This is a genomic window from Kitasatospora sp. NPDC056783, from assembly GCF_042789895.1.
Classification (GTDB): Bacteria; Actinomycetota; Actinomycetes; order Streptomycetales; family Streptomycetaceae; genus Kitasatospora.
On the sequence record NZ_JBHUAF010000316.1, the window covers coordinates 1 to 10,098 of the forward strand.

9 protein-coding genes are annotated in these 10,098 nt (G+C 74.2%); 3 read left to right on the forward strand and 6 right to left on the reverse strand.

Translation table 11 applies throughout. The features are described from left to right. Positions 1–112 precede the first annotated feature (112 nt). Both thiI and ACFRMQ_RS31475 read left to right on the forward strand, forming a co-directional pair. Positions 113–1,363, forward strand: a complete 1,251-nt coding sequence (thiI, locus tag ACFRMQ_RS31470; RefSeq protein WP_380734125.1) for a tRNA uracil 4-sulfurtransferase ThiI — start codon at positions 113–115, stop codon at positions 1,361–1,363. Further along, the gene (locus ACFRMQ_RS31475) at positions 1,354–2,124 is read left to right on the forward strand and encodes an adenosylcobinamide amidohydrolase (RefSeq protein ID WP_380734117.1); all 771 of its coding nucleotides are present in this window, start codon (positions 1,354–1,356) and stop codon (positions 2,122–2,124) included. The genes thiI and ACFRMQ_RS31475 overlap by 10 nt, the downstream gene beginning before the upstream one ends. A gap of 28 nt (positions 2,125–2,152) precedes the next feature. Here the strand turns inward: ACFRMQ_RS31475 and ACFRMQ_RS31480 are convergent, their stop codons facing one another. The 6 genes from ACFRMQ_RS31480 to ACFRMQ_RS31505 form a co-directional block, all read right to left on the reverse strand. After that, positions 2,153–2,530 carry a nuclear transport factor 2 family protein gene (locus tag ACFRMQ_RS31480; RefSeq protein WP_380734118.1) on the reverse strand — a complete coding sequence of 126 codons (378 nt, stop codon included), beginning with the start codon at positions 2,528–2,530 and terminating at the stop codon, positions 2,153–2,155. Positions 2,531–2,584: 54 nt separating this feature from the next. After that, positions 2,585–3,250 carry a response regulator gene (locus tag ACFRMQ_RS31485; RefSeq protein ID WP_380734119.1) on the reverse strand — a complete coding sequence of 222 codons (666 nt, stop codon included), beginning with the start codon at positions 3,248–3,250 and terminating at the stop codon, positions 2,585–2,587. Position 3,251: 1 nt separating this feature from the next. Further along, positions 3,252–4,433, reverse strand: coding sequence for a sensor histidine kinase (locus tag ACFRMQ_RS31490; protein ID WP_380734126.1), 1,182 nt, complete (start codon positions 4,431–4,433; stop codon positions 3,252–3,254). Between the two features lie 8 nt (positions 4,434–4,441). Then, a complete protein-coding gene (locus ACFRMQ_RS31495) occupies positions 4,442–6,673 on the reverse strand; it encodes an MMPL family transporter (RefSeq protein ID WP_380734120.1) in 2,232 nt (743 codons plus the stop codon). A 156-nt stretch (positions 6,674–6,829) separates the two neighbouring features. Beyond that, complete coding sequence (locus ACFRMQ_RS31500; RefSeq protein ID WP_380734121.1) at positions 6,830–8,320, reverse strand: APC family permease; 1,491 nt, start codon at positions 8,318–8,320, stop codon at positions 6,830–6,832. Between the two features lie 138 nt (positions 8,321–8,458). After that, a complete protein-coding gene (locus tag ACFRMQ_RS31505) occupies positions 8,459–9,676 on the reverse strand; it encodes an amidohydrolase family protein (protein ID WP_380734122.1) in 1,218 nt (405 codons plus the stop codon). A 194-nt stretch (positions 9,677–9,870) separates the two neighbouring features. On the opposite strand from ACFRMQ_RS31505, the gene ACFRMQ_RS31510 reads away from it, so the two are divergent. Beyond that, on the forward strand, positions 9,871–10,098 hold a 228-nt coding region (locus tag ACFRMQ_RS31510), incomplete at its 3' end, for a GntR family transcriptional regulator (protein WP_380734124.1).

The window sequence follows — 10,098 nt, forward strand, 5'->3', positions numbered from 1 at the left end:
GTGCCCGCCCCCGCGCCCCCCGGAGGACGGCCCCCCCCGGGACAACGCCGCCGCCCCGTCCTGCACGATGGACGGTGCCGACGACACCGAACGACGACGCTGGGACTTCCGGATGGACCACCCGATCGACGACACCCGCCTGCCCGCACCGCGCGGCGGCACCGAACCCTACGGCCACTGCGTGCTCCTCAAGCACGGCGAGGTCGCCCTCAAGGGCCGCAACCGGCGCGTGTTCGTGAACCGCCTGGAGGACAACCTGCGGTCGGCGCTGCGCGGCGTGGGTGGCTCCACCTGGATCCGCACCCCGCACAGCCTCACCGTGCTCGGCGGACAGGTGCCCGTCGAGACCCTGGTGGACCGGGCTCGCACCGTGATCGGCTTCAGCTCCGTGGAACCGGCGCTGCGCGTGCCCAGCACGATGGAGTCGATCGAGGCGAACGGGCTGGAGGTGCTGCGCGCCGCGTGCGCCGGACGGGCCACCACCGGCTTCGCGGTGCGCGCCAAGCGGCGCGACAAGACCTTCCCGCTGACCTCCTCCCAGCTGGAGCGCGAGCTCGGGGCCCTCCTCCGGCCGCGGGTGCCCGGCCTGCGGGTGGACCTGACCGAGCCCGACGTCACCCTGTCCGTGGAGATCGACCGCCGCGAGACCTTCCTGTCCGCCGAACGCCACCCCGGGCTGTCCGGGCTGCCGGTCGGCTCCAGCGGCCGCGCCCTGGTGCTGCTGTCCGGCGGGTACGACTCGCCGGTGGCCGCCCACCGGGCCATGCGGCGAGGCCTGGCCTGCGACTTCGTGCACTTCAGCGGCGCGCCGTACACCAACCCCGCGTCGGTGTACAAGGCCTACGCCCTGGCCCGCGAGCTGAACCGCTACCAGCCGCCCGGCGCCCTGCACGTCGTCGCGCTCGGCAAGGCCCAGAAGCAGCTGGCCGTCGCGGGCGCCGGGCGGCTGCAGGTGGTCGCCCAGCGCCGGCTCATGGTCCGCACCGCCTCGGCGCTGGCCGCGTCCACCGGAGCGCAGGCGCTGGTGACCGGCGACAGCCTGGGGCAGGTCGCGAGCCAGACCCTGGCCAACATGGCCGCGGTGGACCAGGCGGCCACCCTGCCGGTGCTGCGTCCGCTGGTCGGCTGGGAGAAGCAGGAGATCATCGACCAGGCCAGGGCGCTCGGCACGGCCGAGATCTCCGTCCTGCCGGACGAGGACTGCTGCAGCCTGCTCGCACCGCCGCAGGTCACCACCGGGGCGCGGATCGGCCACCTGCGGGCCGTGGAGAAGCGCCTCGACCTGGACGAGCTGGTCGAGGCCCTGCTGGAGAACGTGCGGGTGTCGCGCCCCGGACAGGAGGAGGACGGGGAGTGGTCGTGAACGACGTCGGGGTGCGGGTGGGGCGGGCCGCGCGGGCGGAGGACGGCGCCTGCCGCCACCTGCTGCTGTGGCGGGCCGGGCCAGGCTGGCGGATGGTGAGCAGCGCGGTGCTCGGCGGCGGGCTGGGGGAGCGCGCCTGGGTGCTCAACGCCCAGGTGCGGCCGGGCTATTCGCGGCTGGACCCGGCCGAGCACCTGGCCGAACTCGCCGCCGCCCAGGGGCTGGTGGGCCCGGGCGTGGGGCTGATGACGGCGGCCGAGGTGGACGACTGCACCCGGGCCGAGGACGGCGGCGTCACCGCGCTGGTCACCGCCGGGATCGGGGTCGCGCTCTGGGCCGCCGACCCGGCCGCCGAGGCGGCCGCGTACCGGCCCGGGACGATCAACATCCTGGCCGTGGTGCCGGCCGCGGTCGAGGACGCAGGCCTGGTCAACCTGCTGGCCACCGCGACCGAGGCCAAGGTCCAGGCGCTGCTGGACGCCGGCTACGACTGCTCGGGCACCCCGTCCGACGCGGTCTGCGTGGCTGTCCGCGCCCCCGGCGAGGGCGCCCCGGGCGACCCGTTCGGCGGCCCGCGCTCGGTCTGGGGCTCCCGGCTGGCCCGCGCCGTCTACCGGGCGGTGCGCGAGGGCGCCGAACTCGACCGCGAGCGCCGGGCGGAGGGGCCGTCGGTGCCGCATCCACGGACGGTGCCCGGGTGCCGGCTCCCGGACGTGCGCGGGGCCCGGCCCGACGTCGCGGCCGGGGTGGTCACGGGCTGACCCGGAAGGACGGCGACGGAAGGACGACTCAGGAGGCGAGCGGCTCGATCTCCCCCGCGAAGACGATGACCTGGTCGATGAGGCTCCGCCGCAGATGGACGACGTCCGTTCCCGCCAGGCGGGGACCTCCGTCGGGCGTGGTGAACACCCACTGGTACCGGGCCCACTCGTCCGGCATGTCCACCTCCGAGCAGCGCGCCATGGTGCCGGTCCCCGCCGGGTGGCGCCGGATGTCCAGCACGAACCGCTCGACCGCGGCGATTCCCTCGCTGCGGCCCAACGGCCCCCAGAAGACCACGTCCGAGGTCAGGGCCCGGGAGAGCAGGGCAGTCACATAGCTGTCGTCCGAGGCGTTGAACGCGGAGATGAACGTGTCGATCGCGGAGCGTGCAATCTCTTCCTGCATGCCCTAGTAATACCAGCCGCTTCGCGTGCGCCCGTCCCACGAGTCGCCTTCCGATCACGGCGGACCGTCCCGGTCACAGCGCGGGCCCCGGTTCAGCAGCCCGCGGTCGAGGGCCACGACCACCGCGTGGGTGCGGTCGCCGACGTCGAGCTTGGCGAAGATCCGCAGGAGGTGGGTCTTCACCGTGGCCTCCGCGATGACCAGCCGCCGGCCGATCTCGACGTTGGAGAGTCCGTCGGCGACGGCGCCGAGGACGTCGGTCTCACGGGCGGTCAGGGTCGCTTGGGCGGGTCGGCGCATCCGGGCGACGAGCCGTTGCGCGACCCGGGGCGCCAGCACGGTCTCGCCGCGGGAGGCGGACCGGATCGCGTCGACGAGCTGGTCGCGCGTGGTGTCCTTGAGGAGGTAGCCGATCGCGCCCGCCTCGACCGCGCGCTCGATCTCGGCGTCGGTGTCGTAGGTGGTGAGGATCAGCACCCGGGTCCGCGGGCGGGCGGCGACGATCTCGGTCGTGGCGCTCGCGCCGTCGAGGACGGGCATGCGCAGGTCGATCAGCGCCACGTCGGGGTCCAGCCGCTCGACGAGCTCGACGGCGGCGCGGCCGTCGCCCGCCTCGCCGACGATGTCGATGCCGGGTTCGGAGGCGAGCAGGGCGACGACCCCGGCGCGCATGACGGTGTGGTCGTCGACCACGATGACGCGGAGCGCGTCCTGGGGCATGTCACACCTGACCGTTCGTGGGGATGACGGCGAGGACGCGGGTGCCGTCGCCGAGCGAGCTGGTGACGGTGAGTTCCCCGCCGAGTTCGGCGAGGCGCTTGCGCATGCCGTTCAGCCCGAAGCCGTGGGAGTCCTCGACCACGAAGCCGTGGCCGTCGTCGGTGACCTCCAGTTCGACCCCGTGGGTGTACTGGGCGAGGGCGACGTCCACCGTCGAGGCGGCGGCGTGCTTGCGGACGTTGGCCAGGGACTCCTGGAGGCAGCGCAGGAGGGCGATCCGGGCCGGCTGGTCGCAGCGGACGTCCGGCAGCTCCGCGGTGACGGTCAGTCCGGTGTCCTCGGTGAACCGGTCGAGCGTGCGGCGCAGGGTCCGCGCGATCGAGCCGGGGGTGAGACTGACCTGCGAGGCGGAGCCGACGAGGACACGGGCCTCGGCGAAGTTCTCGCGGGCGGTGTTCTCGATCGAGAGCAACTGCTGGGCGCTCCTGGCGGGATCGGTGTCGAGGCCGGAGCGGGCCGCTTCCGCCAGCACGATGATGGACGCGAAGCCCTGGGCGAGGGTGTCGTGGATCTCCCGCGCCAGCCTTGCGCGTTCCTCCGTGGCGCCCTGGAGCCGGTGGGCCTCCAGCAGCCGCAGGTGGGCGTCCTCCAACTCGGTGCTCAGCCGGCGGGTGCGTTCGTCGCCCTGCTCGACGATCCGGGTCACCGCCAGTCCGAGCAGCACCCCGGCGGCGTAGCCGACGAGGGTGAAGACGATGTTGCCGGTGGCGATGTCCGCGTCGCCGCGATGGAAGGCGATGCCCGCCACCGTGGCCGCGGCGGCGATCCCGCTGAACACGATCGCGTGACGCGGGCTCCTGGCGAAGAGCCAGAAGTGCGGGAGCGACACGATGAACAGCGCCGCGCCGTCGCCGCGCGTGCAGGACAGCGCGCCCAGACCGAGGGCGAGCACACCCAGGAAGGCGTGCGGACGAAGCACGGGATCGCGGGGGCGGCCCGCCACGAGTGCGTAGCACAGGGCGATCACGGCCAGCAGCGCCAACGACCACCAGTACCTGGTCGTCCCGGTGTGGTCGAGCACGGAGACGATCGGGGGGCACAGGCCCAGGAGCGCCCAGGTGACGGCGTACCACCGGTGGAGCACGCGTATCCGGGACCGGTCGTCGGGCTGCGGCCGTTGCATCACGGTCGTCAGCCTACGTTCCGCGGCGCGGTAGTGGTGGGGGCGGCGGTGGGAGCGGTGGTGGGTGCGGAGCTCCGCGTTCGCCGGGCGGGCCGGGCGGGCCGGGACGGCCACCAGGCACGGTCGCCGAGGAGCAGCAGGAGCGAGGGCAGGACGAGGAGCCGGATGACCACGGCGTCCAGCAGGACGGCCGCCGCCAGGCAGAAGCCCATCTGCTTCATCTCGGTGAGGTGCAGGGCGACGAAGGCGCCGAAGACCGTCACCATCACGATCGCCGCGCTGGTCACCACCTGGGCCGACCTGCCGATGCCCTCCAGCACCGCCGCGCGTGCCGACATCCCGCTCCGCACGGCCTCCTGGATCCGGCTGACCACGAAGACCTGGTAGTCCATCGACAGGCCGAAGAGGATCACGAAGAGGAACAGGGGCACCCGGGAGGCGATCGCGCCCAGGGACTCGAAGCCCAGGAGCCCCTGGGCCCAGGTGCCTTGGAAGACCACGACCAGCAGGCCGAGCGAGGCCCCGGCGGACAGCAGGTTGAGCAGCACGCCGATCACGCCGACGGGCACCGAGCGGAAGGCCCACACGGTCATCGCGAAGGTGGCCAGCAGCAGGAATCCGATGACCAGTGGCAACTTGCCCTTCTCGTGGTCGACGTAGTCGCGGCCCCGGGCCACGTCGCCGGTCACCGCCGTCTCCACTCCGGTCAACTCGCCGACCGTGGCGGGAAGATGCTCCTCGCGGAGACGGTCGAGCGACCGGATCGCCCGGGTGGAGTTTGCGGGGGAGGGGACGGCCAGGTCCAGGACGCTGATCCGGCCGTCGGCCGAGGTGCGGACCGTCGGCTCGGTGGTCCGGGCGAACAACGGGTCGGATTGCGTCCGTCGACCGAGGTCCGCCAGGGCGCGGCGCACCTGCGCGGTCCGGTCCGGTGCGGAGCGGGCGACGACCTCGTGGGTGACCGAGAGCTCCGGGAAGGCGGCGTTCAGCCGGTCGTGGACCCGCATGGCCGGGATCGCGCGGGAGAAGGTGTCCTTGCCCGGGTCGACGAGCTTCAGGCTGAGCGCGGGGGCGGCCAGGGCGAGCATGGCCAGCGTCGACACGCCCAGGGTGAGGACGGGGTGCCGCCGTGCCGGCCGCAACAGGGCGCCGACCACCCGGCCGGGCCCGGCCTCCGCCCGCCCGGTGCGAACGGGCCGGCCGCGGCTCGCCCGGCGGGCCGCACGGCGCTCGGACCGCCGTCCGAGGGTGACGAGCAGGGCGGGAAGCGCGGTCAGGGAGCTGACCACGGCGACCGCCACGACGAGGATCGTGCCCGTCGCCAGCGAGGAGAAGATGACGTCCGTGGCCAGGTAGAGGGCGGCGGTGGAGACGATCACCGCGAGGCCGGAGACCACGATGGCCCGGCCCGCGGTCGCCGCCGCCAGTTCCACCAGGGCCTCCGGGCCGAGGCGGCCGCCGGCGCGGGCACGTTCCTCACGCTCGCGCTTGAGGTGGAAGAGCGTGTAGTCGACGCCCACCGCCAGGCCGATGAGCATGATCATATTGGTGCCGACGCCGGGGTCGGGCAGGAGCTGGGACGCCACCATGGACAACCCGAGGGCGGCGGCGATCGAGGAGAGCGCGAGCAGCAGCGGCAGGCCGGCCATGACCACGGACCCGAAGACGACCAGCAGGGTGACGAGCGTGACCGGCAGGGTGACGCGCTCGGAGAGCGCGAGGTCCTTCCCGCGCTGGTCGTTGACGCCCTTGCTGATGGAGGCGGAGCCGGTCTCCTCCACGACCAGGTCGGGGTGCCCGGCGCGCACCTCCTCCGTCTGTGCGAGGACGGGGACGACGTTCTTCCGGCCGTCCAGCTCGGGGCCGTTCAGGACGACCGCGACCCTGAGGACCGTGCCGTCCGCGGAACGGACCGGGGCCGCGACACCGTCCACCTCGGGCAGCCGTCGGAGCCGCTCGGTGAGGTCCCGGACGGCCGAGTCGACCGCGGGTGTGTCCAGGGGACCGGACCCGGCGCGGATCAGGATCTGTTCGGTGGCCCTGGCCTGGAGCCCTCCTTCGGCGGCCATCGCCTCGGCTCGCCCGGCCTCACCGACCCGGTAGTCCTCGGTGGTGGCCGCGCGGGAGCCGGTCGAGAGGCCGGCCGCGAGACACAGGACGACGAACGCGAACCAGCCGGCGATCGCGCGCCACGGGTGCCGGGCGCTCCATCCGGCCACCCGTACGGGGAGTTGACTCATACCCGGAATCCTGGACGGCCGGGGACGGCGCCCGACACGTCCGGCCGGTCGAACCTGCCGTCCACCGGTCGACGGACGGCGGGGGGTGGCGTGGCCGGCCCGTCACACGCGGCGGCGCCCCCTCGCTGTGGAGAGGGCGCCGCTCGGGCGGGCGGGTCAGTCGCGCTCGACGTCGACCTCGGTCAGGCGGGCGAAGCGCTCCGGGTCCGTGCGGCGGATCCGGCGCGCCACCAGGTAGCCGGCCACCGCGACGAGCGGGAGCGGGAGCAGCAGCACCGCGTTCACCCAGCCCGAAGCACCGGTCAGCAGACTGAAGTTGAAGACGGCGAGCACCGTCAGCAGGGCCAGTCCGGCCGCCGCCAGCAGCGGCGCCCAGACCACCCGGAAGGCCGACAGTCCGCGCCGGTCACGGCGGAAGAACGCCCAGACCGCCACCGCCGCGAGGGCCTGCATCGCCATGATGCCCAGCACGCCCACGCTGTTGGACCAGAGCAGCACCACCAGGTAGGGGTCGGCGGCCAGCACCGCGCCCAGCAGGATCACCACCGCGTTGAAGCCGCTCTGCACCAGCACGGCCGGGCCCGGGGAGCCGGAGCGCCGCGAGATCCGGCCGAGCCGGCGGGGCAGCAGGCCCTCGCGGCCGAGGGCGTAGAGGTAGCGGGCGGCCGCGTTGTGGAAGGCCAGGGTCGAGGCGAAGGCGCTGACCACGATCAGGACGTGCATCGAGTCGGACAGCCACAGGCCGACGAAGCGTTCGGCGGCGGTGAAGGTGAGGTCAGGCCCGTTGGCGGCGCGGGCGGCCGCGACGGCGGCGTCGGTGCCGTACGCGCCCATCACGATCCAGGTGCCGAGGGCGTAGAAGACGGCGAGGAAGCCGATCGCGATGAAGGTCGCCCGGGGCACCGTGCGGCGCGGGTCGCGGGCCTCCTCGGCGTAGATCGCCGTCGCCTCGAAGCCGGTGAAGGCGCCGATGACCAGCACGAACATCCCGGCGACGCCGCCCTGGGTGAGCAACGAGGGGTCGAAGGACACCGGGTCGAGGGCGGCCGTGCCGCGCTCGGAGAGCACCCCGCCCTCCATCACCAGCAGCGACAGCACCTCCAGGACCAGCGCCACGCCGAGCACCTTGGCGCTGAGCGTCACCTTCAGCCAGCCCAGGACGCCGACCACCACCACGCAGACGCCCGACAGCAGCCACCACGGCACGTGCGCGCCGGTGCGCTGCTCGATGTGCTCGGCCGCGAAGTAGCCGAAGGCGGCGGCCACGCCGGGGGTGATGAGGTTGTAACAGACCACCGCGACGTAGGCGGTGACGACGCCCAGGGTGCGGCCGAGGCCGCGCGCGACGTAGGCGTAGAAGGCGCCCGCGTTGCGGACGTACATGCACATCGCCGTGAAGCCGGCGGCGAACAGGACGAGCAGGGCGCCCGAGATCAGGTACGCGGCGGGGGCGGAGGCGCCGCCGACACCGATGGCGAAGGGGGCGATGCCGGCCAGGACGGTGAGCGGTGCGGCGGCGGCGACCACGAAGAACACCAGGTCGGTGGTGCCGATCTGGCCGCCCGCGAGGCGGCCCGGCGCGGCCGACGGCGCGGTGGGAGCGGGGGCGGCGGGGGCGGGCCGGGTTCTTTCCGCGGAGGGGTTCACGGTGGGGGCGTCCTTCCAACAGGGGTGGAGCAGGGTGGGGCCACCCCCGGCCGGACGGGCCGGGGGTGGGGCCTCGACCGGTCGCCGGGAGTGTGGTGAGGGTGCGGGGAAACGCGGAGAGGGGTGCGGCAGGAGGTGTCAGCGGGTGCGGTCGAGGACGATCCGGCCGTCGTGCAGGACAAGCAGCCGCTCGGGGTGGGCGGCGACGGCCTCGGGGACGGAGCCGGCGGCGATCGCCACCAGGTCGGCCCGGGCGCCGGGCGTCAGGCCGTAGTCGGCGAGGCCGAGGGCGGTGGCGGCGTGGGTGGTCACCAGGTCGGCGGCGAGCCCCAGTTCGACGTCCGTCATCAGCTCGCCCTGGAGGCCGATGATGGTGGCGCGTTCGAGCATGTCGCCGGTGCCGTACGGCCACCAGGCGTCGCGGATGTTGTCGGAGCCGGCGAACACCCGGACGCCGTGCTCGTGCAGCAGCGTGACCGGCGGCATGGACCGGCTCGGCCCGTTGGTCATGATCGCCACTCCGGCGTCCGCCAGTTTCCGCGTGGTGGTGAGGAGTTCGGCGAGTCCGAGGTCCCCCAGCGCGAAGGCGTGACTGACCGCGACGCGGCCGCCGAGGCCGAGGGCCGCCGTGCGGTCCGCGATGTCGCGCAGTTGGGAGGCGCCGACGGGGCCGCCGTCGTGGAGGTGGATGTCCACTCCGGCGCCGTGGCGTTCGGCGAGGCCGAAGACGATGTCCAGCTGGCCGTCCACGTCGCCGTCGAACCCGGCCGGGTCCAGACCGCCGATCAGCTCGGCGCCCTCGCGCAGCGCCGCGTCCAGCAGGTCCGCGACACCGGGGGTGGCGACCACGCCGCTCTGCGGGAAGGCGACCAGCTGGACGCCGATGACGCCACGGACGCGCTCGCGCACCTCCAGCAGGGCGTGCAGGTGGTCGAGGCCGGTGTCCGGGTCGACGTCGACGTGCGAGCGGACGTGGCCCGTCCCGAGCGCCGCCATCCGGCGGGCCAGCGCCTCGCCGCGCTCGGCGACGGGCGTGAGGCGGGCGACCTCGCGCCGCTGGACGCGCTCGGAGGCGATCTGGGCGCGCAGGTCCGCGGCGGGGCGGTGCGGCTGCCAGGGCGCGCCGAGGAAGGTCTTGTCCAAGTGGGCGTGGCCGTCGACCAGGGCGGGCAGCAGCAGTGCGCCGTGCAGGCGGACGGTGCCGGGGCGGTCGCCGTCGTCGGGGCCGGGGGTGCCGTCCGCCGGTCGTCGGTCGGCGACCGGGGTGAGGGCGGCGATCCGGCCGTCGGCGAGGTGGACGTCGGCCGCGCTGCCGTCGGGCAGCGTGGCGTCCAGCAGGAGGTCGGGGGTGATCACATGCACGTCCAGGAATCGGGGGTCGCGAACCCGCCCGGGCCTGCCGAGACATCGGGGGACGGCACCGGCGGCCCGGGCGGGGGCCTCAAGCTATCTGGTATACCGAATACCAGACAAGGGGTATCGGCCACCGATCTGAAATGATCTGTGCAGCCCCGTGACCAGGCGCCGCCCCCACCCGACTGGAGCCCCCGATGACCGACACGCCCGGCGACGCCCACCAGTCGCTCCGGGACCTCGTCTACGTCCGGCTGCGCGAACGGATCATCGAGGGCGAGTACCCCGCCGGCCGCCGCCTGGTCGAACGCGAACTCGCCGAGACGATGAACGTCTCCCGCGTCCCGGTGCGCGAGGCGGTGCAACGCCTGGAGGCGGAGGGCTTCGTCGTCGTCCAGGCCCGCCGGGGCGCGGTGGTCGCCGGA

Bases quoted from the DNA above. Each gene is read 5' to 3' on its own strand.
- ACFRMQ_RS31480 (WP_380734118.1), bottom strand. From the start codon at position 2,530: ATGCAGGAAGAGATTGCACGCTCCGCGATCGACACGTTCATCTCCGCG.
- ACFRMQ_RS31485 (WP_380734119.1), bottom strand. From the start codon at position 3,250: ATGCCCCAGGACGCGCTCCGCGTCATCGTGGTCGACGACCACACCGTC.
- ACFRMQ_RS31495 (WP_380734120.1), bottom strand. From the start codon at position 6,673: ATGAGTCAACTCCCCGTACGGGTGGCCGGATGGAGCGCCCGGCACCCG.
- thiI (WP_380734125.1), top strand. From the start codon at position 113: ATGGACCACCCGATCGACGACACCCGCCTGCCCGCACCGCGCGGCGGC.
- ACFRMQ_RS31490 (WP_380734126.1), bottom strand. From the start codon at position 4,433: ATGCAACGGCCGCAGCCCGACGACCGGTCCCGGATACGCGTGCTCCAC.